At 73.2% G+C, this 24,554-nt stretch carries 20 protein-coding genes; 10 read left to right on the top strand and 10 right to left on the bottom strand.

What is annotated here, in order from left to right:
• Positions 1-49: 49 nt before the first annotated feature.
• Complete coding sequence (fomD, locus tag Sdia_RS00510; protein WP_100452587.1) at positions 50-742, bottom strand: cytidylyl-2-hydroxypropylphosphonate hydrolase; 693 nt, start codon at positions 740-742, stop codon at positions 50-52.
• 104 nt (positions 743-846) lie between these two features.
• Positions 847-2,265 (bottom strand): class II fumarate hydratase, encoded by a 1,419-nt coding sequence (locus Sdia_RS00505; protein ID WP_100452588.1) that lies wholly within the window; start codon positions 2,263-2,265, stop codon positions 847-849.
• Positions 2,266-2,500: 235 nt separating this feature from the next.
• On the opposite strand from Sdia_RS00505, the gene Sdia_RS00500 reads away from it, so the two are divergent.
• Positions 2,501-4,039: a ricin-type beta-trefoil lectin domain protein gene (locus Sdia_RS00500; RefSeq protein ID WP_100452589.1), complete on the top strand. Its 1,539-nt coding sequence runs from the start codon at positions 2,501-2,503 to the stop codon at positions 4,037-4,039.
• 53 nt (positions 4,040-4,092) lie between these two features.
• Here Sdia_RS00500 and Sdia_RS00495 read toward each other — a convergent pair whose 3' ends face one another.
• A complete protein-coding gene (locus Sdia_RS00495; RefSeq protein ID WP_189500430.1) occupies positions 4,093-4,716 on the bottom strand; it encodes a hypothetical protein in 624 nt (207 codons plus the stop codon).
• Positions 4,717-4,723: 7 nt separating this feature from the next.
• Positions 4,724-6,400 carry a fumarate hydratase gene (locus Sdia_RS00490; RefSeq protein WP_115069837.1) on the bottom strand — a complete coding sequence of 559 codons (1,677 nt, stop codon included), beginning with the start codon at positions 6,398-6,400 and terminating at the stop codon, positions 4,724-4,726.
• A gap of 229 nt (positions 6,401-6,629) precedes the next feature.
• Here Sdia_RS00490 and Sdia_RS00485 point away from each other — a divergent pair, with 229 nt between their 5' ends.
• The 3 genes from Sdia_RS00485 to Sdia_RS00475 all read left to right on the top strand — a co-directional run bounded on the left by Sdia_RS00485 (position 6,630) and on the right by Sdia_RS00475 (position 9,883).
• Complete coding sequence (locus Sdia_RS00485) at positions 6,630-8,585, top strand: serine/threonine-protein kinase (protein WP_189500429.1); 1,956 nt, start codon at positions 6,630-6,632, stop codon at positions 8,583-8,585.
• 116 nt (positions 8,586-8,701) lie between these two features.
• Entirely contained in the window at positions 8,702-9,379 is a 678-nt protein-coding gene (locus Sdia_RS00480; protein WP_100452593.1) for a DUF1707 SHOCT-like domain-containing protein, read from the top strand.
• Between the two features lie 144 nt (positions 9,380-9,523).
• Positions 9,524-9,883: a WhiB family transcriptional regulator gene (locus tag Sdia_RS00475; protein WP_100452594.1), complete on the top strand. Its 360-nt coding sequence runs from the start codon at positions 9,524-9,526 to the stop codon at positions 9,881-9,883.
• 107 nt (positions 9,884-9,990) lie between these two features.
• Here Sdia_RS00475 and glpX read toward each other — a convergent pair whose 3' ends face one another.
• Complete coding sequence (gene glpX / locus Sdia_RS00470) at positions 9,991-11,022, bottom strand: class II fructose-bisphosphatase (protein WP_100452595.1); 1,032 nt, start codon at positions 11,020-11,022, stop codon at positions 9,991-9,993.
• 208 nt (positions 11,023-11,230) lie between these two features.
• Here glpX and Sdia_RS00465 point away from each other — a divergent pair, with 208 nt between their 5' ends.
• Positions 11,231-11,770 carry a DUF4245 domain-containing protein gene (locus tag Sdia_RS00465; protein WP_115069838.1) on the top strand — a complete coding sequence of 180 codons (540 nt, stop codon included), beginning with the start codon at positions 11,231-11,233 and terminating at the stop codon, positions 11,768-11,770.
• Positions 11,771-11,891: 121 nt separating this feature from the next.
• Here the strand turns inward: Sdia_RS00465 and Sdia_RS00460 are convergent, their stop codons facing one another.
• From Sdia_RS00460 to Sdia_RS00445, 4 genes are all read right to left on the bottom strand, one after another.
• A complete protein-coding gene (locus Sdia_RS00460; protein WP_100452597.1) occupies positions 11,892-12,482 on the bottom strand; it encodes a malonic semialdehyde reductase in 591 nt (196 codons plus the stop codon).
• Between the two features lie 186 nt (positions 12,483-12,668).
• The gene (locus Sdia_RS00455; RefSeq protein WP_100452598.1) at positions 12,669-12,905 is read right to left on the bottom strand and encodes an exodeoxyribonuclease VII small subunit; all 237 of its coding nucleotides are present in this window, start codon (positions 12,903-12,905) and stop codon (positions 12,669-12,671) included.
• 134 nt (positions 12,906-13,039) lie between these two features.
• The gene (gene xseA, locus Sdia_RS00450; RefSeq protein ID WP_115069839.1) at positions 13,040-14,281 is read right to left on the bottom strand and encodes an exodeoxyribonuclease VII large subunit; all 1,242 of its coding nucleotides are present in this window, start codon (positions 14,279-14,281) and stop codon (positions 13,040-13,042) included.
• A 100-nt stretch (positions 14,282-14,381) separates the two neighbouring features.
• Positions 14,382-15,770: an APC family permease gene (locus Sdia_RS00445; RefSeq protein WP_189500428.1), complete on the bottom strand. Its 1,389-nt coding sequence runs from the start codon at positions 15,768-15,770 to the stop codon at positions 14,382-14,384.
• Positions 15,771-15,900: 130 nt separating this feature from the next.
• Between Sdia_RS00445 and Sdia_RS00440 the strand changes: the two genes are divergently transcribed.
• Both Sdia_RS00440 and ppgK read left to right on the top strand, forming a co-directional pair.
• Complete coding sequence (locus tag Sdia_RS00440) at positions 15,901-16,899, top strand: 4-hydroxy-3-methylbut-2-enyl diphosphate reductase (RefSeq protein ID WP_100452601.1); 999 nt, start codon at positions 15,901-15,903, stop codon at positions 16,897-16,899.
• 80 nt (positions 16,900-16,979) lie between these two features.
• Positions 16,980-17,789 (top strand): polyphosphate--glucose phosphotransferase, encoded by an 810-nt coding sequence (gene ppgK, locus Sdia_RS00435; RefSeq protein WP_100452602.1) that lies wholly within the window; start codon positions 16,980-16,982, stop codon positions 17,787-17,789.
• Between the two features lie 34 nt (positions 17,790-17,823).
• Here the strand turns inward: ppgK and Sdia_RS00430 are convergent, their stop codons facing one another.
• Positions 17,824-18,339 carry a DUF6542 domain-containing protein gene (locus Sdia_RS00430; protein ID WP_100452603.1) on the bottom strand — a complete coding sequence of 172 codons (516 nt, stop codon included), beginning with the start codon at positions 18,337-18,339 and terminating at the stop codon, positions 17,824-17,826.
• A 452-nt stretch (positions 18,340-18,791) separates the two neighbouring features.
• Here Sdia_RS00430 and ychF point away from each other — a divergent pair, with 452 nt between their 5' ends.
• From ychF to Sdia_RS00415, 3 genes are all read left to right on the top strand, one after another.
• Positions 18,792-19,880, top strand: coding sequence for a redox-regulated ATPase YchF (gene ychF, locus Sdia_RS00425; RefSeq protein WP_100452604.1), 1,089 nt, complete (start codon positions 18,792-18,794; stop codon positions 19,878-19,880).
• A gap of 108 nt (positions 19,881-19,988) precedes the next feature.
• Positions 19,989-20,273, top strand: coding sequence for a HEPN domain-containing protein (locus Sdia_RS00420; RefSeq protein ID WP_202854043.1), 285 nt, complete (start codon positions 19,989-19,991; stop codon positions 20,271-20,273).
• Between the two features lie 218 nt (positions 20,274-20,491).
• Positions 20,492-24,361 (top strand): DEAD/DEAH box helicase, encoded by a 3,870-nt coding sequence (locus Sdia_RS00415; protein WP_189500427.1) that lies wholly within the window; start codon positions 20,492-20,494, stop codon positions 24,359-24,361.
• Positions 24,362-24,554: the final 193 nt, after the last annotated feature.

The following is a 24,554-nucleotide window of genomic DNA, read 5'->3' as shown; positions in this document are numbered from 1 at the left end:
TCAGGTCCACCGGCCGACCGGGTGCCCGGCGGATACCGCACGGTACCCGTCAGCCACCGCCCACTCGTACGCCCGTGCGATCCCAGTCGCCGGGGAGTACCGGAATCGGCCATCCCGGGTCGGGCCGCCACTCGGGCCAGCCGCCGTTGAACGGGGCCTCCCAGGCGGCGATCCGCTCCACCGCCCGGGCCCCGGCCTCCCGCACCGCGCGTGCCTGTTCCGCCCCCATCAGCCCGGCCGCCTGCGCCTCGGCGAACTCGTCCTCGTCCAGCCACCGCCAACTGCGGTCCGGGGCCACCGCGATGTCCAGGAAGTGGTCCTGGGAGTCGACGCCCTCGGACCACCTCTCCAGCGGCTGCTCCAGATTGACGTACCAGTTCTTGAACCGCCAGCCGGGTTCCCAGAAGAGCCACACCGACCACGGCTCGCCGGGGCGGGCCAGCTTCAGCACGCCGGTGCCGAACCAGTGGTCCCGGCGGACAGCGCGGGGCTTGGTGTACCGCGTCCGCAGCGGCTCGCGGTGCAGGGGGGTTCCGTCGGCGAGGACCGGGCGGACCACCTCGGTGCCCGGCGCCATCCACACGGCGAGCAGGTCGGGGGTGTCGCGGACCACCGTGACCGGGCGGCAGATGTGGAACCGCTCCCCGGCGTTCTCCCGGTACCGCCACAGGATCGGGGTGCCCGGCGCCCACCGCCCGCCCCGCGCCGCCGCACCGCCTGTCGCGCTCTCCGTCTCTGCCATGGCCAGATATTAGGCGGTGTCCCGCCGTCCGGACGGGCGCGCGGCGCACCCGCCGGTGCGCCGCGGGCCCGTCCGGCGGGCAGCCCCCACCGTCCCGCCGCAGGTCAGGGCCGGGTCATCCGCAGCACGTCGAGCGCCTCGTCGAGTTGTTCCAGCGTCAGGTCGCCGCGCTCCACGTACCCCCCGTCGAGGACCACCTCGCGGATGGTGCGGCGCTCGGCCAGCGAGCGCTTGGCGACCTTGGCCGCCTCCTCGTAGCCGAGGTACTTGTTGAGCGGGGTGACCACCGACGGGGAGGACTCGGCGTACTCGCGGGCGCGTTCGGCGTCGGCCGTGACGCCGTCCACGGTGCGGTCGGCCAGCAACCGGGAGACGTTGGCCAGCAGCCGGATCGACTCCAGCACGTTCTTGGCGATGACCGGGAGCATCACGTTCAGTTCGAAGTTGCCGGCCGCGCCGGCCGTGGCGACCGTCGCGTCGTTGCCGGTCACCTGGGCCGCCACCATCAGCACCGCCTCCGGGACCACCGGGTTGACCTTGCCAGGCATGATCGAGGAGCCCGGCTGGAGGTCGGGCAACCGGATCTCGGCCAGGCCGGTGCGCGGGCCGGAGGCCATCCACCGCAGGTCGTTGGCGATCTTGGTGAGGCCGACCGCGATCGTCCGCAACTGCCCGCTGGTCTCCACCACGCCGTCCCGGGCACCCTGCGCCTCGAAGTGGTCGCGCGCCTCGGTCAGTTCGAGGCCGGTGGCCCGCGCCACCTCGGCGATCACCGCGGCCGAGAACCCGGCCGGCGTGTTGATCCCGGTGCCCACGGCCGTCCCGCCCAGCGGCAGTTCGGCCAGTCGCGGCAGCGAGGCCCGCAGTCGTTCCACGCCGTACGACACCTGCGCGGCGTACCCGCCGAACTCCTGGCCGAGGGTGACCGGCGTGGCGTCCATCAGGTGGGTGCGGCCGGACTTCACCACGTCCGCGAACTCCGCCGCCTTGCGCCCCAGCGCCGCCGCCAGGTGCTCCAGGGCGGGGATCAGGTCGCGGGTGACGGCGGCGGTGGCGGCGATGTGGATCGAGGAGGGGAAGACGTCGTTGGACGACTGCGAGGCGTTGACGTGGTCGTTGGGGTGGACCGGGCGGCCGAGGCGCTCGGTGGCCAGGGTCGCCAGCACCTCGTTCATGTTCATGTTGGACGAGGTGCCCGAGCCGGTCTGGAAGACGTCCACCGGGAACTCCGCGTCCCACCGGCCTCCGGCCACCTCCTCGGCCGCCGACGCGACGGCCCGCGCGACCTCCTCGTCCAGCACCCCGAGCCGGGCGTTGACCGTGGCCGCCGCGCCCTTGATCCGGGCCAGCGCCTCGATGTGGGCCCGCTCCAGGCGCTGCCCGGAGACGGGGAAGTTCTCCACGGCGCGCTGCGTCTGCGCCCGCCACTTGGCCTCGGCCGGGACGTGCACCTCGCCCATCGAGTCGTGCTCGACCCGGAAGCCGCCGGCCGTCGCGTCCGTGCGGGAAGCGTCACTCGTCATGTCGTCCTACCTTCCGAAAACCGGCGGGCGAGGGGAGGCGCCGGGGGCGGGAAAGGACCTCTGGCGCGCGGGGCCCGCCGAGAAGTTGAGCGATTGTCTGGTTCTGCGTATTCCCCTCACCTCTACCGACCAGTAAAAACCCTCGGTAGCACCGGTACCCGCAACGTCACCGGACCCGTGGGGGATGTCCGGCACGGACACCCCGCACGGGCCACACGTGCCCCCTGGAGACGCCATGAAGCGCACCAGCACCGCCCGAGAGCCGTACGCACTCCGCGGACCACGCCGCGCGGCCGCCGCCCTCGCCGCCTCCGCGGCCGTCCTCGCCGCCCTGCTCACCCCGGCGACCGCGAGCGCCGCCCCCGCCGCCTCGTCCGCCGCCCCGCTCCCCGCCGAGCTGGAGGCGGTCCGCGCCGCCGAGGCCACCGCGCTCTACGGCGACCCGGCCGAACGCCCCCTCGACCAGCGCAAGACCTCCCTGATCTCGCTCGGCGACAGCCAGATCTCCGGCGAGGGCGTCGGCAACTACGAACCGGGCACCGACGGGCCCACCAACTGGTGCCACCGTTCCAAGGACGCCGCCGTCCACCGGACCAGCATCCCTGCCGACGTCACGTACAACGTCTCCTGCTCCGGCGCCAACTCCACCAACATCCGCATCGGCGGCACCCGCCAGTACGCCGACGAACTGGTCCAGAGCGACAGCCTCGCGATCAAGGCCCGCAACACCCGGATCAAGCAGGTCCTGGTGGTCGCCGGAGCCAACGACGACCTCCAGTTCGGCCCCGTCATGACCGACTGCGTCACCCGCTACCTGCTCCTCCAGGGCGCCTGCAACCCCAAGTACGACCCCGGCTGGCAGGGCCGCGTCGACGGCCTGATCCCCAAGGTCACCGCCACCCTCGGCGACCTCAGGAAGGTCATGGCCGACGCCGGCTACGCGGACGGCTCCTACGAACTCGTCCTGATGAGCTACTCCAGCCCCATCACCCCGGACTTCCGCGACAACCCCAAGTTCCCCGGCAAGCTCCCCGGCGGCTGCGTGGGGTACGACGCGGACGCCCGCTGGGGCCGCGACACCGCCGTGCCCGCCTTCCAGAAGGGGCTGCGCACCGCCGCCCGGCAGGCCGGCGCCACCTACCTCGACGGCTCCCGCCTCTTCCAGGGCCATGAGGTCTGCACCGACAACACCTGGGTCCGCGGCCTGACCGTCGACCTCTCGAACCCCTTCCCGCCGGACGCCAACTCCGTCCGCCAGTCCTTCCACCCCAACGGCCGCGGCCACGCCGCCTTCGCCGCCTGCCTCAGCGCCCTGCACGGCACCGGCCTGCGCGAGGCGAGCTGCGCCGACCCCGGCTCCACCGGCCAGGCCGTCCTGCGCGCCGGCGCCTGGGACGACGCCTTCGAGCCGCTGCGCGCCGGCACCGGCGTCTGCCTCGACGCCAAGAGCGGCGCCACCCTCAACGACACCGCCCTGATCGGCTGGGACTGCGCCGGTACCCGCAACCAGGGCTGGTGGCTGAGCCCCGACACCGGCAGCGTGCACATCGAGGCCACCCACGACCGCTGCCTCGACGTCCCCGGCGCCGACTACCGCGCGGGCCGCGCCCTCGTCCTCTACGACTGCGCCGGCCAGCCCAACCAGAAGTTCACCCGCACCGGTACCACCCTGCGCCCCACCGCCGCCCAGAACCTCTGCGTCACCCTGCCCGCCAAGGACGCCCCGGCCCGCCTCCAGAACTGCGACGGCTCGGCCGCGCAGAGTCTGGCGTAGCCCTCGTCCGTCCGGCGCCCGTCCCCGTACGGCAGGGGGCGGGCGCCGGCCCGTCAGGGCGAGAGCGAGGAGACCAGCGCCACCAGCACGTGGTCGAGGAACCGCCGCACGGGATGGACGAGGAAGTCCGCGAGCCCGGCCGCCTCGTGGAAGGCGAGGGCGAAGGCGACGGCCGCCTCGTCCTCGGGGGCGAGGGGCGCCCCGGGCAGCGACCAGCCACCGGACCCGCGTACGGCGAGGGGCAGGCCCGCTTCGTCCACCAGCACCACGCCGTCCCGCAGCCGGAACCACCAGGAGGTGCCGTCGGCGTGCCGCACCTCGACACCCCGGAGCCGCTTACGCCAGGCCCGGTGCCCGGTGATCCGGACCGGGCCGCCGCCGGTGTGCCCGTCCACGCCCGCGCGTACGTCGGCGAGCAGCGCCTGCCACGGCGGGCGGACCCGTTCCACGCGGCCCAGTTCGGCGCCGCCGCGCAACAGGAACCAGTCCTCCGCGCCGTGCAGCCGGGCCGCGAAGGAGGGCCCGGCCGCCGGGGCGCGGACGACGGAGGCCGCCTCGCCCCCGGGCAGCGTCACGCGCCCGCAGGCCAGGCGGCCCGGCACCGGACGCACCCAGGTGAGCCGGGGAACCTCACGGGCGAACAGGGAGTCGCGCGGGGTGCGCCGGGTGTCTGTCACGGGTGGGTCAGGCCAGCCCCGGCCCCCGCACCGGAATCGAGGTGAAGGTCGGCGAGGGCGCCGGCTCGGTGAAGAAGTCGTTGCCCTTGTCGTCGACGACGACGAAGGCGGGGAAGTCCTCGACCTCGATGCGCCAGACGGCCTCCATGCCCAGCTCCTCGTACTCCAGGACCTCGACCTTCTTGATGCAGTCCTGGGCGAGGCGGGCGGCGGGGCCGCCGATGGAACCGAGGTAGAAGCCGCCGTGGGCGTCGCAGGCCTCGGTGACCTGGCGGGATCGGTTGCCCTTGGCCAGCATCACCTTGGAGCCGCCCGCCGCCTGGAACTGCTCGACGTAGGAGTCCATCCGCCCGGCCGTGGTCGGGCCGAAGGAGCCGGAGGCGTAGCCCTCGGGGGTCTTGGCGGGGCCGGCGTAGTAGACCGGGTGGTCCTTGAGGTACTGCGGCATGCCCTGGCCCGCGTCCAGCCGCTCCTTGATCTTGGCGTGGGCGATGTCGCGGGCGACGACCAGCGGGCCGGTCAGCGAGAGACGCGTCTTGACCGGGTACTTGGTCAGCTCGGCCAGGATCTCGTCCATCGGGCGGTTGAGGTCGATCTTGACGACGTCGCCCGACTCGTCGAGGTGCTCCTCGGTGGTCTCCGGGAGGAAGCGGGCCGGGTCGGTCTCCAGCTGCTCCAGGAAGACGCCCTCGGCGGTGATCTTGGCGACGGCCTGGCGGTCGGCCGAGCAGGAGACGGCGATGGCGACCGGGCAGGAGGCGCCGTGGCGCGGCAGCCGGACCACGCGCACGTCGTGGCAGAAGTACTTGCCGCCGAACTGCGCGCCGATGCCGATCTTCTGCGTCAGCTCGAAGACCTTCTCCTCCAGCTCCTTGTCCCGGAAGCCGTTGCCCAGCTCGGAGCCCTCGGCGGGCAGCTCGTCCAGGTAGTGCGCGGAGGCGTACTTGGCGGTCTTGAGCGCGAACTCGGCCGAGGTGCCGCCGACCACGATCGCCAGGTGGTACGGCGGGCAGGCGGCCGTGCCGAGCGAGCGGATCTTCTCCTCCAGGAACTTCATCATGGAGGACTCGTTGAGGACGGCCTTGGTCTCCTGGTACAGGAAGGACTTGTTGGCCGAGCCGCCGCCCTTGGCCATGAAGAGGAACTTGTAGGCGTCGCCGTCGGTCGCGTACAGCTCGATCTGCGCGGGCAGGTTCGAGCCGGTGTTCTTCTCGTCCCACATGGTCAGCGGGGCCATCTGGGAGTAGCGCAGGTTGAGCCGGGTGTACGCGTCGTAGATGCCGCGCGAGAGGGCCGTCTCGTCGCCGCCCTCGGTGAGGACGTGCTGGCCGCGCTTGCCCATGACGATCGCGGTGCCGGTGTCCTGGCACATGGGCAGGACGCCGGCGGCGGCGATGTTGGCGTTCTTCAGCAGGTCCAGGGCGACGAACTTGTCGTTGGAGGACGCCTCGGGGTCGTCGATGATCTTGCGGAGCTGGGCGAGGTGGGCCGGGCGCAGGTAGTGCTGGATGTCCTTGATCGCCTCGGCGGCGAGCTTGCGCAGCGCCTCCGGTTCGACCTTGAGGAAGGTGCGCCCGTCGGCCTGGAAGGTGGAGACGCCCTCGGAGGTGACCAGCCGGTAGGGCGTGGTGTCCTCCCCGGTCGGCAGCAGATCGGTGTACGCAAACTCCGGCATTTCGCCCATTCCTCACTCAGGGGTCGCAGGCTGTCCTCCCTCGGGCAGCGCTCACCAGCGTAAGACGCACCGCGGACACCGGTCCTGTGAGGTAAGGCTCAGTGGGGGCGGGCCCCGGCGGCGGGACCGGAGGGGGCCGCTCCGGCCGGCCGCCGGGAAACCGCCCGTCCGCTCACGCCTCGGAAGCGTGACGGGCCGTCTAATCTGGCGGGGTCCATGAAGCGCACAGGGGGGTCGTATGCACGGCGAAGGCAGATCCAACCAGCCCGGCGGCGGGCCGGCGCCCGGTCCGCCGGCCCGCCACACCGTGATCGACGACCGCTACGAGCTGCTGGAGCCGGTCGGCAGCGGCGGGATGGGCGAGGTCTGGAAGGCGTACGACCGGCGGCTGCGGCGGTACGTCGCCGTGAAGGGGCTCCTCGACCGCACCGCGATGGCCGCCGAGACCCAGCAGACGGCGATGCAGCGGGCCCGGCGCGAGGCGGAGGCCATCGCCAAGATCGAGCACCAGAACGTGGTGACCGTCCACGACCAGGTCGAGACGGACAACCAGGTCTGGATCGTGATGAAGCTGCTGGAGGCGCGGTCCCTCGCCGACCTGCTGCGCGCTGAGCGGGTCCTGGGGGTGCCCCGGGCCGCCGACATCGGCCTCCAGATCGTCCAGGGCCTGCGGGCGGTCCACCGGGCCTCGGTCCTGCACCGCGACGTGAAGCCGGGCAACGTCCTCGTCCGCGAGGACGGCCTGGCGATCCTGGTGGACTTCGGCATCGCCACCTTCACCGGCGCGGACCGGGTGACCCGGCACGGCAGTGTCATCGGCACACCCCCGTACCTGGCGCCCGAGCTGTTCGCCCCCGCGTCCCCAGGCCCCACGCCCGCCTCCGACCTGTGGGCGCTGGGCGTCACCCTCTACGAGATGGCCGAGGGGCGGGTGCCCTTCGGCGGCCAGGAGGTGTGGGAGGTCCAGGAGAACATCCGGCAGTCCCCCGACCCCGTCATCCGGTACGCCGGTCCGCTCGCCCCGGTCATCCAGGGGCTGCTGATCACCGATCCGGCCGAGCGGCTGGACGCGGCCTCGGCCGAGGCGATGCTCCGAGAGGTCCTCCAGGACGACCCCGCCGCGCCGCACGCCGCCGTGGCCGCGCGCCCCACCCAGGCGGCCGACGGCCCCGCGCCGGAGTCCGCGGAGTCCGCCCCGGCCCCGGTCCCGCCCGCTCCCGGGCAGCCGTCGGCGGCGCCGGAGGCGAAGGCGGGCGGGGCCCGGGGTCTGAAAGCGGTGGCGGCCGTGGTGGCCGCCGCCCTGCTGGCCGGCGGCGGCTGGTTCCTCGCGCGCAACGCCGGCGGGGACGACCAGGCCGGTCCGCCGGGAGGCGGCGGCGAGGGGGCGGCCGGCAACGCCGCCGGGCAGCAGTGGGCGCAGTGGCGGAAGGACCACCCCGACCTGCGGATCGGCGTCAAGACCGACCAGCCCGGACTGAGCCTGTACGACAAGAAGGCCGACGCCTACGAGGGCTTCGACGTCGCCATGGCCCACGCCGTCGCCGATCACCTCGGCTACGGCGAGGACGAGGTCGTCCTCCGACAGGTGACCACGGACAACCGGAGCAGCAAACTGGCCAACGGCGACGTGGACCTGGTCGTCGCCTCGTACAGCATCACCGACGGCCGCAAGGAGAAGGAGGGCGTCGACTTCGCCGGCCCGTACTACAAGGCGGGCCGCAGCTTCCTCGTCCGGGAGAAGTCCAGGATGTACGACCTCGACAGCCCGCTCGACCTGAAGGTGAACAAGGTCGAGGTGTGCACCGCCCAGGGGTCGACGTACGAACAGGACCTGACCAAGCAGGGCTTCACCATGCGCAAGTGGCAGCCCGCCACGTACCAGGAGTGCGTGGACGAACTGCTGGACCCGAAGTCCGACGTGTACGCGGTCGCCTCGGACGACGTCCTTCTCGCCGGGTACGCCAACGACCGCCCCGGCAAGCTCAAGCTCCTGGAGAACGGCCGGGGGACGGAGGGCTACGGCGTCGCGATGCGGCTCGGCGACGGGACCCTGAAGCACAAGGTCTGCGAGGGACTCCAGGACATCCTCACCGGAAGCGGCTGGGAGGAGATGTACGAGGAGCACCTGGCCGGACTCATGAAGAACAAGCCGCAGCCGCGCAAGCCCCAGCCGCCGGAGTGCGCGAAGCCCTGACACCGGGCGGCGGCGGGCCATCCCGGGCGAGCGGCCCTTGCGCCGGGGCCAGTTCGGCCGGATTGGCCCGGCGCCGCCCCTGGTCGCGATCTATCGCGTCTGGGTACCCTGGCGGGGTGGACCTCCAGAAGCAGCCCCAGAGCTCACCCGAAGCGACCCCGCCGCCCCCCGCCCCGGTCACGGCGGAAGCGGAGCTGCGCGCCTCCGACGCCGACCGCGACCGCATCGCCGATCTCCTGCGCGACGCGCTCGCCGAGGGCCGCCTGACGGCCGAGGAGCACTCCGAGCGCATCGACGCGGTCTACGCCGCCCGCACTCTGGGCGAACTGGAGCCGCTCGTGCGGGACTTGCCCGGGGCGCGGCCCGCCCAGGCCCCCGCCGCCGGACCGGGCGCGGTCCCGGCGGAGCCGGACGAGAACCTCGTGGCCGTCTTCTCCAGCGCCGTCCGCAAGGGCCGCTGGCGCCCCGGCCGCCGCACCCACGCGTACGCGGTCTTCGGGAACGTCGAGATCGACCTCAGCGAGGCCCTGTTCGAGCACCAGCACATCGTCGTCAAGGCGTTCTCCGTCTTCGGGAACGTCGAGGTGACGGTCCCCGAGAACGTCACCCTGCGCGGGTCGGGCGGCGGCATCCTCGGAAACTTCGAGGTCGACCACCTGGAGTCCGGTGAGCCAGGCGCCCCGGTCGTGCAGATCAGCGGCATGGCCGTCCTCGGGAACGTCGAGGCCAAGCCGAAGCGCGGCTCGGTCCTGCGCGATCTGCACCACAAGTTGCGCAAGCATCTGGGCGGTTGAGTCCGGCGGCCGGTCGCGGTGTCCGGTGAGCGGTCCGGTACGTCCTGACGGCGGTGCGTGCCAACGCAGTGCATAGGCCCGCGCACAGCGGGTATTGCTTGGGGCATCGCCGCTCGCTCGCGAAGCCGTCGTCAGGAGTAGACCGTGCAGCATCCGCCGCGTCAGTCCCTGGTCGCCACCGTGCCGCCCCAGCGGGTGCCCGTGCGGGAACGCGATCAGGACACCCCATGGCATTCGGACGCCGTCTGCCGCCGGGACGAAGCGGGCCTCTTCTTCGCCCCCTCCAAAGAGCCCACCGCGGCCCGCCTCGCCCGCGAGGAGGCCGCCAAGCGGGTCTGCGCCCAGTGTCCCGTCATGATCCAGTGCCGCGAGCACGCCCTGCTCCAGCCCGAGCCGTACGGCGTCTGGGGCGGCCTCACCGCCGCCGAGCGCCGCGTGGTCCTGGCCCGCCGCAGGCGCCGCGACCTCGACCTCGCCCCGGGCCCGATAGCCGCCGCGGGCTGACGCCCGCACCGAAGGGGCGCCCCTCCGGCCGGGGGGCGCCCCTTCGGCATGTCCGCACGGGCCGGGTCTCCGGGCGCCACCGCACATGGCGCTCCCGGGCCCGGGTGCTACTTCGCCCGGTCGAAGTCCACCGCGCTGTAGGCGCGCAGCTTGGAGAGGCGGTGGGTGGAGTCGATGCGGCGGATCGTGCCCGACTTGGAGCGCATCACCAGCGAGGAGGTGGTGGCCGAGCCGGCGCTGTAGCGCACGCCCGGCAGCAGCTCGCCGTCGGTGATGCCGGTGGCCACGAAGAACACGTTCTCACCACTGACCAGGTCGTCGGTGGACAGCACCCGGTCCAGGTCGTGCCCGGCCTCCAGGGCGCGGGCGCGTTCCTCGTCGTCCTTGGGCCAGAGCTTGCCCTGGATGGTGCCGCCGAGGCACTTGATGGCGCAGGCCGAGATGATGCCCTCGGGGGTGCCGCCGATGCCGAGCAGCATGTCGACGCCGCTGCCCTCGCGCACCGCCATGACCGAGCCCGCCACGTCACCGTCGGAGATCAGCTTGATCCGGGCGCCCGTCTCCCGGATCTCCCGCATGATCCCCTCGTGGCGCGGCCGGTCCAGGATGACCACGGTGACGTCCTCGGGCGTCGCGCCCTTGGCCTTGGCGACCCGGCGGATGTTGACCGGGACGGGCGCGTCGATGTCCACGTAGTCGGCGGCGGCCGGTCCGGTGACCAGCTTGTCCATGTAGAAGACGGCCGACGGGTCGAACATCGTGCCGCGGTCGGCGGCGGCCAGCACCGCGACGGCGTTCGGCTGGCCCTTGGCGGTGAGCGAGGTGCCGTCGATCGGGTCGACGGCGATGTCGCACTCGGCGCCGGTGCCGTCGCCGATCCGCTCCCCGTTGAAGAGCATCGGGGCTTCGTCCTTCTCGCCCTCGCCGATGACGACGACGCCGTTCATCGAGACGGTGGAGACGAGGGTGCGCATGGCCTTCACGGCCGCGCCGTCGGCGCCGTTCTTCTCACCGCGGCCGACCCAGCGGCCGGCGGCCATGGCGGCGGCCTCGGTGACCCGTACGAGTTCCAGCGCGAGGTTGCGGTCGGGGGCCTCCGGAGAGACCTCGAGGGGGGCGGGCAGATGGTGCTCGGTCATCGGGCGCACCTTTCTGTACGACGACGGCCGGATGAGGGTGATGAACGGACTCTATCGGTAGGCCGACAATATGAGCAGACCGGGGCACGGATGAGCAGATCGTCCGGTCTTCCTACCGGTGAAGTCCGGAAACCGCTGCTCAGGGCGGGTTGGTCGGGGTGGGGGAGGGGTGGTCCGGAGCACCTGCGACGATGGTCCCGTGGCAGGTATGAAAGGCAAGCAGACGGTCAAGGACATGATCCTCTCGATGGCCGCCATCGGCATCGTGGTCGCGGGGATCTACGTCTTCATCCCGCACGACGGGACCGAGAGGCCCCCGGAGGCGATCAGCTACGACGTCGAGCTGAGCACCGCCCGGCGCGCGGCCTCGTACCCGATCGCGGCCCCGGTCGGACTGCCGGACGACTGGCGTGCGACCACCGTGCGCTACAAGGGCGACGACGGCGAGCGCTGGCACCTCGGCCTCCACACCCCGGACGGCAAGTACGTCGGGGTGGAGCAGTCGGTGGACAAGCCGGAGCGCTTCATCAAGGAGGCCACGCAGAACGCGGAGGCCACCGAGATCACCCAGACCATCAAGGGCGAGCCGTGGAAGCGGTACGAGGGTGAGCGGTACGACGCCCTGGTCCGCCAGGACGGCGACGCCACCACGGTCGTCACCGGCAGCGCCTCCATCGGCCAGCTCAGCAAGGTCGCGGCCGCCCTGGAGACGGCCCCGCCGGAGGATGCGGAGGGCCGGGCCTCCTGACCCCGCCCGCGCGGACGCGGGCACGGAAACGGCCACGCGAAAGGCTCCGCACCCCGGAGGGGGTGCGGAGCCTTTCGCGTGCCGGGTGGGCGAGCGGGCGAAGCGCGCCGAGCCGGAGAGGTCAGACCGTGGTGACGACCTCGTCGTACGCCAGGCGGGGGGAGCGCGGGAACCAGGCGTCCTCGCCGGGCTTGCCGATGTTGACGACCATCAGCGGGGTGTGGTCGGCGTCGAGGAACTCCTTCTGGACGCCGTCGAAGTCGAATCCGGTCATCGGGCCCGCGGCCAGACCGGCGGCGCGGACACCGACGATGAAGTAGCCGGCCTGGAGGGCGGCGTTCAGGGAGCCGGCGGCCTCACGGACGGGGCGCTCGGAGAAGAAGGTCTCGGCGAGGCCCGGGGCGTGCGGCATCAGCTTGGGGAGCTCCTCGTGGAACTCGTGGTCCGTCGAGAGGATGGCGACCAGCGGGGCCGTGGCGGTCTTCGGGCGGTTGCCCTCGGCCATGTGCCGGACCAGGCGCTCCCGGGCCTCGGGCGAGCGGACCAGGGTGATGCGCAGCGGGTTCTGGTTGAACGCGGTCGGGCCGTACTTGACCAGGTCGTAGATGGCCTGGACCTGCTCATCGGTCACCGGCTCGTCGGTGAAGGTGTTCGCGGTGCGGGCTTCGCGGAACAGCAGGTCCTGTGCGGCGGAGTCAAGGACGAGAGACATGCGTGGGGAACCTCTTCGTGTGGTGCGGTGACGTGCGTGACCGACCGTACGATGCGGACGTTTAAACTTCAACAAAAGCTGGGGGGCTGTGAGGGGGCTCACTCGGCACTGCCCTTGCCCGCCTTCCCCTCTGCGCGTATGAGCTGGCCTTTTACCCGCGCTTGGTGATCAAGGCCCGCCGGAGCCTCACTCCGCCTCGCCCTCCTCGGCCGCCTCCTCGGCCAGGGCCGCGTCCAGACGGGCGCGGGCGCCGTCCAGCCAGCGGCGGCAGACCTTCGCCAGCTCCTCGCCGCGCTCCCAGAGCGCCAGCGACTCCTCCAGCGTGGTGCCGCCGGCCTCCAGCTTGCGGACCACCTCGATCAGCTCGTCCCGCGCCTGCTCGTAGCCGAGCGCCGCCTCGCCGGTGGTGGGTGTCGTGGTCATCGTGTGGTCCTTCTCCCGGCCCGGCGCTCGGCCGGCCCGTCGTCGTCTCGGTGGCCTCGCGGCCTGTCGTGTCCCTGCCCCGGCGGACCCGCCCGCCGTCTTCCGGCCCGGCGGCGCACCCCGCCGGCCCCGGCTCACCCCGCGGCGTCCCCGGCCGCCTCCTCGGCACCCTCGACCCTGCGCACCACCAGCTCGCCCTCCGCGACCCTGGCCCGCAGCTCCGCGCCGTACGCCACCTCGGCCGGAGCCCGCACCACGGCGCCCTCGGCCGTCTGGAGGACCGCGTACCCCCGCTCCAGCGTCGCCGCGGGGGAGAGGGCCACGACCCGGGCGCGGGTGTGGGCCAGCTCGGAGTCGGCGCGGTCCAGGAGGTGGCCGAGGGTGCGCCGGGAGCGGCCCAGCAGGGCCGACACCCGCTCCTCGCGCTCCTCGACCATGCGGTACGGGTCCTGTATCGAGGGGCGGGCCAGTGCGTGGGCGAGGCCGCGCTCCTCGCGGTCGACCAGGCCGTGTGCGGCGCGGCGGGCCCGGTCGCGGAGCTGGCGTACCCGCTCGTGCTCCTCGCCGACGTCCGGGACGACCTTCTTGGCGGCGTCGGTCGGCGTCGAGGCGCGCAGGTCCGCCACCAGGTCCAGCAGCGGGGTGTCCGGCTCGTGGCCGATCGCGGAGACCACCGGGGTCCGGCAGCCGGAGACCGCGCGGATCAGCTCCTCGTCGGAGAAGGGCAGCAGGTCCTCCACACTGCCGCCGCCGCGCGCCACCACGATGACGTCGACCTCCGGGTGGGCGTCCAGCTCGCGGACCGCACCGGTGACCTGCGCCACCGCGTGCACGCCCTGCACCGCCACGTTGCGCACCTCGAAGCGGACGGCGGGCCAGCGGTGCCGGGCGTTCTCCAGGACGTCCCGCTCCGCGGCCGAGGCGCGGCCGCAGACCAGGCCGATCAGCTGCGGCAGGAAGGGCAGCGGCCGCTTGCGCTCCAGCGCGAACAGACCCTCCGCCGCCAGCGCCTTGCGCCGCTGCTCCAGCCGGACCAGCAGCTCACCCACGCCGACCGGGCGGATCTCGGCGGCCCGCAGCGACAACTGCCCCCGCGGCGCGTACCACTCGGGCTTGGCGTGGACCACGACGCGGGCGCCCTCGGTGACCACGTCGGCCACCGCGTCGAAGACCTTGCGGTAGCAGGTCACGCCCACCGAGATGTCGTGCGCGGGGTCGCGGAGCGTCAGGAAGACCACGCCCGCCCCCGGCCGCCGTGAGAGCTGCGTGATCTGCCCCTCGACCCAGACCGCGCCCAGCCGGTCGATCCAGCCCCCGATCAGCCGGGAGACGGCTCCGACGGGCAGCGGCGCGTCCGCAGACGTATTGACACCCATGCGCCCGAGCGTAACGGCCGCCACCGACACCGCGGCCGGGAGCAGGACGGTCCGGTCCAGGGACAGGACGGTCCGGTCCAGGGCCGGGGCGAGGACACCCCTACCCCTCGATCCCGCGTCCCCGCTGCACGAACAGCACCACCAGGCCGACCGCCAGCCACACCAGACCCACCACCTGCGCCGCCCCCGACGCCTCGACGATCACCGCGATCGTCACCGCCGCGCCCAGCACCGGCAGCAGCAGGTGCCGCCACCAGCTCACCGGCCCGCCGCCGCGCTTCACCACGAACCACCCCACGACCGAGGCGTGCAGCAGCGTGAAGGCGGTCAGCGCGCCGATGTCCACCACCGAGACCAGGTGGTCCAGCCCCTCCGCCTGGTCCGCCGCCCACACCGCCGCCACCATCGTCACCAACGCCGCGCTCAGCAGCGCCACCCTCGGCACCCCGGAATCGGTCCGCGCCAGCGCCTTCGGCAGCCGCCGCTCCCGCGCCATCGCGAACAGCAGCCGGCCCGCCGCCGCCTGCCCCGCCAGCGCCGCGAAGGCCGCCCCGATCGCCTTGCTCACCGCCACCAGGTCGTGCAGCCAGGTCCCCACCGAGGCGTCCACCGCGTCGTAGAAGGCCGAGCCCTGCTGCTCCGGCCGGTCCGCCAGCTCCGCGGAGGTGACCGGCTCCAACAGCGCCACCAGGTACGTCTGCACCACGAACAGCGTCCCCGCCAGCACCAGGCAGAGCAGCACGGCCCGCGCCACCCGCCGCGAGCCCCCGGTGACCTCCTCGGCGAACGAGGCGATGGCGTCGAACCCGAGGTACGACAGGACCGCCACCGAGACCGCGCCCAGCACGGCGCCCAGCGAGAACCCGCCCTGCGTCCCGTCCCCGGTCAGCGGCGACCACCAGTCCCGCGCCGCGCCGTCCTGGACCAGCACCACCACGGCCGCCGCCACGAAGACGAGCAGCACCGCGACCTCCATCGCCAGCACCGCGAAGCCGACCCGCGCCGCCGCCCGCACCCCCCACAGGTTGAGCAGCGTCGTCACGACCACCGCCAGCGCCGTCCAGACCCACGAGGGGACCGCCGGCACCAGCGCGTTCATCGCGATGCCGGAGAAGAGGTACGCCACCGCCGGGATCAGCAGGTAGTCGAGCATCGCCATCCAGCCGGCGATGAACCCCGTACCCCTGCCGAGCCCGGCCCGCGCGTAGGCGAAGACCGACCCGGCGCGCGGCACCACCCGCACCATCTGGGCGTAGCTGTAGGCGGTGAACGCCATCGCCACCGTGGCGCACAGGTAGACGAGGGCCACCGCGCCGTGCGACCGGGCGTCCAGCGCCCCGTACACGCCGACCGGCGCCATCGGCGCGATGAAGAGCAGGCCGTACACCACCAGGTCGCGGAAGCCCAGTGTCCGCCGCAGTCCGTCGCGCTCCGTCCCGGCCGACGCGCCCGCCGCACCCGCTCCGCTTCCGCCGTCCGCACTCGCCATCGGGCCGCACGCCTTTCGCCTGGCTGCCCCGCACGCCCCGGCGCACGGGCTGGAACCCCCTCCTCCACCGGCACCAGTCTCACCGCCGGGGCGCCCGCCGGGCCGTCCGACACGGCCTTACGATGGGTCCATGACTGCTACGCCCAGCCCGTCGCCCACCGCCAAGCGTGTCCTGCTCGCCGCTCCCCGGGGGTACTGCGCGGGTGTGGACCGTGCCGTGATCGCCGTCGAGAAGGCCCTGGAGCAGTACGGCTCCCCGATCTACGTGCGGCACGAGATCGTGCACAACAAGTACGTCGTCCAGACCCTGGAGCGGAAGGGCGCGATCTTCGTCGAGGAGACCGCCGAGGTCCCCGAGGGCTCGATCGTGATGTTCTCCGCGCACGGGGTCGCCCCGACCGTCCACGCCGAGGCCGCCGAACGCAAGCTCGCCACCATCGACGCGACCTGCCCGCTCGTCACCAAGGTCCACAAGGAAGCCGTCCGGTTCGCCCAGGACGACTACGACATCCTCCTCATCGGTCACGAGGGTCACGAGGAGGTCATCGGCACCTCCGGCGAGGCCCCCGACCACATCACCCTGGTCGACGGCCCCGAGGACGTGGCGAACGTCGAGGTCCGCGACGACTCCAAGGTCGTCTGGCTCTCCCAGACCACCCTCTCCGTGGACGAGACCATGGAGACCGTCGACCGGCTCAAGGAGAAGTTCCCGAAGCTCGTCTCCCCGCCGAGCGACGACATCTGCTACGCCACCCAGAACCGCCAGATCGCCGTCAAGCAGATGGGCGCCGAGGCCGACCTCGTCATCGTCGTCGGCTCCAAGAACTCCTCCAACTCGGTGCGCCTGGTCGAGGTCGCCCTCGGCGCCGGCGCCCGCGACGCCCACCTGGTCGACTTCGCCGAGGAGATCGACGAAGCCTGGCTGGAGGGGGTCGGCACGGTCGGTGTCACCTCCGGCGCCTCGGTGCCGGACGTCCTCGTCGAGGGCGTACTCGAATGGCTCAGCGCCCGGGGCTTCGCGGACGTCGAGGTGGTCAAGGCGGCCGAGGAGTCCATCACCTTCTCGCTGCCCAAGGAACTCCGCCGCGACCTGCGCGCCGAGGCCGCCGCTCTCGGCACGGCCGAGTAACACCCGCCCCACCGCGCACACCCGCACCGGGTGCCCCGGGCACCCGGTGACGGAGCGTGTTTCGCCGTACCGTGGACCGTATGCAGATCTTCGGCGTGGACATCGGCGGTTCCGGCATCAAGGGCGCCCCAGTGGACCTGGAGCGCGGGGACCTGGCCCAGGAGCGGCACAAAGTCCTCACCCCGCGGCCGGCCACCCCGGACGGCGTGGCCGACGGTGTCCGCGAGGTCGTCCGGCACTTCGACTGGCGGGGCCCGGTCGGCGTCACCTTCCCCGGCGTCGTCACCGGAGGCACGACCGTCCGCACCGCGGCCAACGTCGACAAGGCGTGGATCGGCGTCGACGCCGCCGCCCTCCTCTCCGAGCGCCTCGACGGCCTGCCGGTCACCGTCCTCAACGACGCCGACGCCGCCGGAGTGGCCGAAATGCGCGGGGGCGCAGGCCGGGGCCGCACCGGAACCGTCATCATGCTCACCTTCGGCACGGGTATCGGCAGCGCCCTGTTCACCGACGGCCACCTCGTGCCCAACACCGAGCTGGGCCACCTCGAACTGCACGGCCACGACGCGGAGAAGCGCGCCTCCACCAAGGCCAAGGAGGACCACGACCTCAGCTGGGAGCACTGGGCCCGCCGCGTCCAGAAGTACCTGACCCACGTCGAGATGCTCTTCTCGCCGGAACTCTTCATCATCGGCGGCGGCATCAGCCGCAAGGCCCACAAGTTCCTGCCGCTCATCGAGGGCGTCCGCGCCCAGATGATCCCGGCCGAGCTGCGCAACAACGCCGGGATCGTCGGAGCGGCGATGGCCGCCTCCGCCGCCGGCGCGGCCCCGGTCCTGGCCGTGGCGGAGAGCACCGAGGGCTGGGCCGAACCGGAAGGTCTGGCCTGAGCGGTGCGGCGGCCGAGCGCGCGGGACTTCCCGGCTACCGGGCCGCGTGGCTGCGTGGGGCCCGCTGCCCGGCGTCCGCCTGGACGGGGCGGGGCTCGACGGCCGCCCGCCGCTGCCCGCCGGGAGCGCCGACGGCACCCCTCGTCCGCCCCGCGGCCCGCTCGGCACGCCCCTTCCGGCGCGCCGCCCCCATCAGCCGCACCTTCCGTACGGTCACGATCACCCCGGCGACCAGGGTCCCGCCGTACAGCCACCCCGCGTTCAGCGCCAGCGTCGTCACCAGCCCCATCACCTGGCCGGTGAAGCCCCCGCCGCCCTCGGCCACCGGCAGGACACCGATCGCGTAGGCCGGCGGGACCACCACCGGTCCCATCGCCAGGTCGGCTGGCCGCACCCACAGCCCGGTCAGCGCGCAGACCGGCAGGAACAGCACACCGAACACCACGGTCTGCGCCCCGGCGGGCAGCAGCCACGCCAGCCCCCCGGCCACCACCATCGCCACGGTCGACAGCAGTCCCGCCCCGAGCCCCGTCAGCCGGGGCCTGGGCATCCGCCGGACTCCGGCCCGGCCACGCGCGGCCGGACCGGCGCCGGGCCGCGCCGGGCGAGCGGGACGGGCGGGACGCGGCCGGGCGCCACGCGCCGCCTCCTGACCCCGGCGGGGCGCCGGAGCCGTGGGCGGACGCGTGTCGGCGGGGGCGCCCTGCGCGGGCAGGGGTGCGGGGCGGCCGGCTTGCTGGGCAGGTGTGCTGGGTTGCTCCACCGGGCCAACGTAGGGGGCCGCCGGCGCCCACCCGCACCAGGAACACGCGTTTCGGCCGAGCTTGCCCGCACCTGGCGGGCACAGGGCAACCGGTACGGCGTACCCCCTTCGCCCGTCCGGCCGTCACCCCGGTGCCGGACCGGTCACCGGCGGGCCGCCGTAGACTGGGCCACCGGTCCGGCGCAGGACGCCGCCCGTACTACGCCACTCCACACACCACACCCTGGGAAGTCGCCACCGTGTCGCTCACGATCGGAATCGTCGGCCTGCCGAATGTCGGCAAGTCGACCCTGTTCAACGCCCTGACCAAGAACGACGTGCTGGCGGCCAACTACCCGTTCGCCACCATCGAGCCGAACGTCGGCGTCGTCGGCGTCCCCGACCCGCGTCTGGCCAAGCTCGCCGAGATCTTCGGCTCGGCCAAGATCCTCCCGGCCACCGTCGACTTCGTCGACATCGCCGGCATCGTGCGCGGCGCCAGCGAGGGCGAGGGCCTGGGCAACAAGTTCCTCGCGAACATCCGCGAGTCCGACGCCATCTGCCAGGTCATCCGTGCCTTCAAGGACGAGAACGTCGTCCACGTCGACGGCAGGATCTCGCCCAAGAGTGACATCGAGACGATCAACACCGAGCTGATCCTCGCCGACCTCCAGACCATCGAGAAGGTCCTCCCGCGCCTGGCGAAGGAGGCCCGGGTCAAGAAGGACGTCCAGCCGAAGGTCAAGGCCATCGAGGAGGCCAAGGAGATCCTGGAGACCGGCCAGACCCTCTTCGCCGCCGGCGTCGTCCAGGGCACCGAGAAGGCCGAGCCCCTCCACGACCTCCACCTCCTCACCACCAAGCCCTTCCTCTACGTCTTCAACGTCGACGAGGAGGAGCTGACCGACGACGCCTTCAAGGCCGAGCAGCGCGCCCTGGTCGCCCCCGCCGAGGCGATCTTCCTCAACGCCAAGCTCGAAGCCGACCTCGCCGAACTCGACGACGACGAGGCCCTCGAACTCCTCCAGTCCGTCGGCCAGGAGGAACCGGGCCTCGCCACCCTCGCCCACGTCGGCTTCAACACCCTCGGCCTCCAGACCTACCTCACGGCAGGCCCCAAGGAGACCCGCGCCTGGACCATCAAGAAGGGCGCCACGGCCCCCGAGGCCGCCGGAGTCATCCACACCGACTTCCAGAAGGGCTTCATCAAGGCCGAGGTCATCTCCTTCGAGGACCTGGTCGAGACCGGCTCCGTCGCCGAGGCCCGCTCAGCCGGCAAGGCCCGCATGGAGGGCAAGGAGTACGTGATGCGGGACGGGGATGTGGTGGAGTTCCGGTTCAACGTGTGACGGGTGACATGACACCACGTCGCTGAAGTGGCGAACATGCTGGTCGGATGGGGTCCGACCCTTCGGGGTCGGGCCCCTGGTTTTTTCCCGTGCTGGGATGGCGCTGGGGTGGCTGACCCCTCGTCACCTGTCGTCATCCCTGGGGACGTGGCCCGGTGGGCGAGGCGGGCCACCCGGGCCCGCAACGACCTGGCGCACGAGGGCAGAGCCCCCTCCCACCGCGACGAGGAACTGATCGCCGTCGTGGAAGTGACCACGGCCGTCGTGATCCTCAACCTGCTGCACGAGCTCGGGCTGCCCGCCGACCGGCAGCGCGAGATCGCGCGCGAGCATCCGCAACTCAAGGCGACGTCCCGTGCCGCCCACGCATACCTGGGCACGCCCGGCGGCTGATGGTCCAGGCCGCCCGCGACCGGGGCGCGCACAGCTTCGTGCCGCAGGGGCTTCGGAGGCTCACGGGCCGGCTCTTCCGGGCTGTCCCTCGGCCGTCCGCAGTGGCGGACATCTGTCCCATCCGCTCGCGAGCGCGCTCCAGGCGCCCACCCGAAGCCCCCGTGCGCACCTCCGCCCTCTGCTACCGTGCCCCCGAATCCGCGAGCACGGGGGGACGGATGGGAGGCGGCGGGCGGCGCCGGACCGGGGTGCGGGAGCGGGAGGGGCGTCAGGAACGGGCCCGGATCCTGCGGTACTGGCGGGCTGTGGAGTACTTCTCGCCGCCGAAGGTCGAGTCGGTCAATCCCCGGAAGCACCTCTACGCCGTGGGGGCGGGGCGGCCGTTGCCGTGGGAGGCCGGGTCGGCGGTCAGCCGGGTCCCGGCCCGGCCGAACCTGGTGTGGCGGCACACGGTCCACGCGGGGATCTTCAGGGTCGACAAGGTGCGGGACGTCTTGTTGCAGGCGTTCCGGGCGCCCGATTCCGAGCAGGATCTCGACGGGCGGAACGGTGGCGAGAGCGCCGTTCTCTGTTTCACGGTGAACCAGGACGGGCGGCTGGTCAAGGACAGCGTGACGCTCTCCTCGTGCGCCTGGGCGGTCGGGCGGACCTTGAGTCCGGGGCCGCACAGCGACCGGTGGCTGAGCGGGTTCGACGAGGACAGCGGGCGGCTGCTGGGGCGGCTGCTGGACCTCGGCGACGGGAAGGTCCAGGTCGAGCGGCGGTCCCCGGACGGTTCCGGTGGACCGGAGCAGGGGCTCGGGCCGGTCGCGGGGGTGATGTCCCGCCTCGTCGTCAGCGCGGCGAAGGGCGGGCTGGGGGTGGTGGCCGGGGCCGCGGGCGCGGGCCTGGGGCCGGTCGCGGGGGCGGTGGCCGCGAAGGTGATCGAGGAGGTCGGCGGGGAGCTGATCGACTCGGCCGCCGCCCGGTTGGCCCCACGGGTCCAGGGCGACGGTGCGGCGGCCGGGCCGGGCGAGGACGAGGGTGACGGGCAGGGGGACGCGGCCGAGCAGCGCACGGCCGAGGCGGAGGGGCCGCCGTCCGAGGTGGGTGTGAAGGTCCTGGACGTGGACGACCTGGCGGCCGTCACCCGGTGGGTGGCCGAGCAACTCGGTGTCGCCGTGGCGCTCCGGCCCGACGCCATCCGCGTCAAGAGCTACCAGGTCGCGGCCCGGAACGCGGACGAGAGCGGCGGTGACGCATTCCTCAACAGCTTCTACGCCGACGACCTGGAACAGGTCGCCGACGCCGTGGCGGCGGGCGGAGCCGGCACCGCCCTGCTGGACTACCTGCGGGCCGAGGCGGATCTGGACGCGATGCCCCGCTTCGACGTGCGGAGCCTGCCCGAGGTGGTACGGGAGAGCGTGCAGCCGTCGAGGATGCCGCTCGGGCGGTGGCCGGCCGATTCCGGCAAACCCCTGGTACTCAGTCAGCAGTTCGCGGTCAACCGCGTCATGGCGAGCCTCGGGCAGGACGAGGGCCGCGGACTGTACGCGGTCAACGGGCCGCCGGGGACCGGCAAGACGACGATGCTGCGCGACCTGATCGCGGCCCTGGTGGTCCAGCGGGCGGAACGGCTGGCCGTGCTGGCCCGGCCGGAGGACGCCTTCGCCCGGAAGCCGCGTACCTGGCGGACGGAGGAGACCGCGGGGAAGACCTACGCACGCGCCATCCACCCGCTGATCCCGGAGCTCACCGGCTTCGAGATCGTGATCGCCTCCTCCAACAACGGGGCGGTGGAGAACGTCACGCTGGAGGTCCCCGGCGCACGGTCGGTCGGCGAGGCGTGGCGCGGCCGCGCCGAGTACCTCGCGGGCCCCGCCACCCTCGCGCTGGAGGAGGACGCGTGGGGAGCGATCGCGGCACGGCTGGGACGGCGCGGCAACCGCTCCGACTTCGTGCAGCGCTTCTGGTGGGGTGAGCAGCCCAAGGGCAACGGCGCACCGAAGCGGGACGGGGAGGGGCGCGGGGGTCAGGACGACCCGGTGCTGGGCCTGCACAAGCTGTTGCAGCTCCAGGCCGGCCATCACCGTGCCGCCGCCACCCGCGACACCCCGCGACCGGGTCCGGAGGCGGACACGGCGCCGCCGCTGGGGCGGGAGACCTGGAAGCAGGCCGTACGGCGCTTCGACCGGGCCCGGGAGCAGGTACGTGCGCTGGCCGCGGAGCGGCAGGAGGTCGCGGAGCTGCTCGACCGGCTCGCGGGCCCCGACGCGCTCCTGGAGGAGCTGGAGACCAGGGAGTCCGGAGCCCGGAGCGCGCTGCTGCTCCTGCGGCAGGAGCAGCAGCGGCTGGCCGCCGAACTCACCGGCCACCGTGAGGAGTACGCCCGGCGCCGGGCCGCGGTCCCCGCCGAGCGGGCCCGGCTCGACCACGCCGAGGCCGCCGTCCGCCAGGGCGAGGAGGCCGTCCGGGTGGCGGAGTCCGCCCTCCACGCCCATGGCGAGGCCAGGCCCGGCCTGCTCAGGAGGGTGGTCACCCGCGAGCCCATGCGGCAGTGGGAGGCCGCGCGCCTGCCTCTGCTGGGGCGACGGGAGGCCGCGGACACCCGCCTCGCCGAGCTGGAGTCGGCTCGGGCCGCGCGGCAGGCCGTGCTGCGTTCGGCCCAGGCGGAGAGGGATCAGGCCCAGGGAGCGGTACTGCGCGCCGAGGCCCGGGCCGCCGCCTGTGAGCGGGCCGGTGCCCGTCAGGTCGCCACCGCCACCGATGCCGGGCAGCGAGTGGCCGGCCGGCGCCGCGAGCGGGAGGCCGAGCAGCGGCGGCTGGCCGAGGCCAGGGCGCGCTGGGGGGACCGGGTACCGGGTGACGCGTGGCTGGCGGCCCCGGACGACCGGGGGGCGATGGAGGCCCGGGAGCAGTCGGCGCCCTGGATGGACGCCGCGTTCGCCGACGCCCGCTCGGAACTCTTCCTCGCGGCCCTGGACCTGCACCGCGCGCTGCTGGCCACGGCGCCCGAGCGGATGCGGAAGAACCTGCTGGCCGCGATGGAGGTCGTCAAGGGCCAGGCACCGGGGGACCTGGACGCCGGGACCGTGCTGGCCGCCTGGCAGATGCTGTTCCTGGTGGTGCCCGCGGTCTCGACGACCTTCGCCTCGGTGGGCCGCATGTTCGCCGGCCTGGGCAGTGAGGCGCTGGGCTGGCTGTTCGTCGACGAGGCCGGGCAGGCCGCCCCGCAGGAGGTGGTCGGTGCCCTGTGGCGGGCGCGCCGGGCCGTCGTCGTCGGCGACCCGCTGCAACTGGAACCCGTCGTACCCCTGCCGTGGACCGGTCAGCGGCGTCTGGCCGGGCACTTCTCGGTGGACCGGCGGTGGGCCCCGGCTGCCGCCTCCGTCCAGACCCTCGCCGACCGGCTCAACCCGTACGGCACCTGGTTGAAGGACCAGGAGGGCGAGAACATCTGGCTCGGCTCGCCACTGCGGGTGCATCGCCGGTGCGACCGGCTGATGTTCGACATCAGCAACAAGATCGCCTACGACGGGATGATGGTCTACGGGGTCCACCGGGACCAGGACGACTTCGCGCTGGCCCAGCGCAGTGTGTGGTGGGACGTCCCGGCGCTGCCGGGCGAGGAGAAGTGGAACCCGGAGGAGGGGCGGGCCCTGGAGGCCACCCTCGAACGGATCCGTGCCCGGATCGAGGAGGCGGTCCGTCAGGAGTGGGGAGGCACGGGCGAGGTGGCCGGGAGCGGCCTTGTCGCGGAGCACAGGCGCCGCCTGAACGAGTCCGTCTTCGTCGTCAGCCCGTTCCGGGACGTCGTCCACGGCCTCGGCCGGGTGGTCGGCGGGTCCCTCTCCCCCAAGCGCTACGGCACGGTGCACACCACCCAGGGCAAGGAGGCGGACATCGTGATCCTGGTGCTGGGCACCGGAGCCGGGCAGGCGGGGTCGCGGGACTGGGCCGCCCAGAAGCCCAATCTCCTGAACGTCGCCGTCACCCGTGCCCGCCGGCGCCTCATCGTCATCGGTGACTTCGACGCCTGGTCGCGCCACCGGTACTTCGAGGACCTGGCGGGGCACGAGCTGATGCGCAAGTGGACCCCCCGGCGCTGAGCCGCCCGGCGACGCCGCGAAGCGGCCCGCCACCAGGGAGCCGGAGGCGGGGAGGAGGGACGTACGCGGGCGCGCCGGGCGGTCACGGCGTGACCGTGGACGCACGGTGCGGTCGTGGGGGAGCCCCCGCCCCGCCGGACGGTGCTCCGTGGGAGGCCGACAGGTGAGGCGGCGGGGGTCGGTGTGATGATGA

The organism is Streptomyces diastaticus subsp. diastaticus (genome assembly GCF_011170125.1).
Classification (GTDB): domain Bacteria; phylum Actinomycetota; class Actinomycetes; order Streptomycetales; family Streptomycetaceae; genus Streptomyces; species Streptomyces diastaticus.
This window is presented reverse-complemented; position numbering and strand designations above follow the sequence as displayed.

Excerpts from the sequence above, each read along its gene's own strand:
- Sdia_RS00505 (WP_100452588.1), bottom strand. The coding sequence starts at position 2,265 with ATGACGAGTGACGCTTCCCGCACGGACGCGACGGCCGGCGGCTTCCGG.
- glpX (WP_100452595.1), bottom strand. The coding sequence starts at position 11,022 with ATGACCGAGCACCATCTGCCCGCCCCCCTCGAGGTCTCTCCGGAGGCC.
- Sdia_RS00485 (WP_189500429.1), top strand. The coding sequence starts at position 6,630 with ATGCACGGCGAAGGCAGATCCAACCAGCCCGGCGGCGGGCCGGCGCCC.
- Sdia_RS00465 (WP_115069838.1), top strand. The coding sequence starts at position 11,231 with ATGAAAGGCAAGCAGACGGTCAAGGACATGATCCTCTCGATGGCCGCC.
- Sdia_RS00455 (WP_100452598.1), bottom strand. The coding sequence starts at position 12,905 with ATGACCACGACACCCACCACCGGCGAGGCGGCGCTCGGCTACGAGCAG.
- Sdia_RS00460 (WP_100452597.1), bottom strand. The coding sequence starts at position 12,482 with ATGTCTCTCGTCCTTGACTCCGCCGCACAGGACCTGCTGTTCCGCGAA.
- Sdia_RS00415 (WP_189500427.1), top strand. The coding sequence starts at position 20,492 with ATGGGAGGCGGCGGGCGGCGCCGGACCGGGGTGCGGGAGCGGGAGGGG.
- Sdia_RS00500 (WP_100452589.1), top strand. The coding sequence starts at position 2,501 with ATGAAGCGCACCAGCACCGCCCGAGAGCCGTACGCACTCCGCGGACCA.
- ppgK (WP_100452602.1), top strand. The coding sequence starts at position 16,980 with ATGCAGATCTTCGGCGTGGACATCGGCGGTTCCGGCATCAAGGGCGCC.
- xseA (WP_115069839.1), bottom strand. The coding sequence starts at position 14,281 with ATGGGTGTCAATACGTCTGCGGACGCGCCGCTGCCCGTCGGAGCCGTC.
- Sdia_RS00440 (WP_100452601.1), top strand. The coding sequence starts at position 15,901 with ATGACTGCTACGCCCAGCCCGTCGCCCACCGCCAAGCGTGTCCTGCTC.
- Sdia_RS00490 (WP_115069837.1), bottom strand. The coding sequence starts at position 6,400 with ATGGGCGAAATGCCGGAGTTTGCGTACACCGATCTGCTGCCGACCGGG.
- Sdia_RS00430 (WP_100452603.1), bottom strand. The coding sequence starts at position 18,339 with ATGCCCAGGCCCCGGCTGACGGGGCTCGGGGCGGGACTGCTGTCGACC.
- fomD (WP_100452587.1), bottom strand. The coding sequence starts at position 742 with ATGGCAGAGACGGAGAGCGCGACAGGCGGTGCGGCGGCGCGGGGCGGG.
- Sdia_RS00445 (WP_189500428.1), bottom strand. The coding sequence starts at position 15,770 with ATGGCGAGTGCGGACGGCGGAAGCGGAGCGGGTGCGGCGGGCGCGTCG.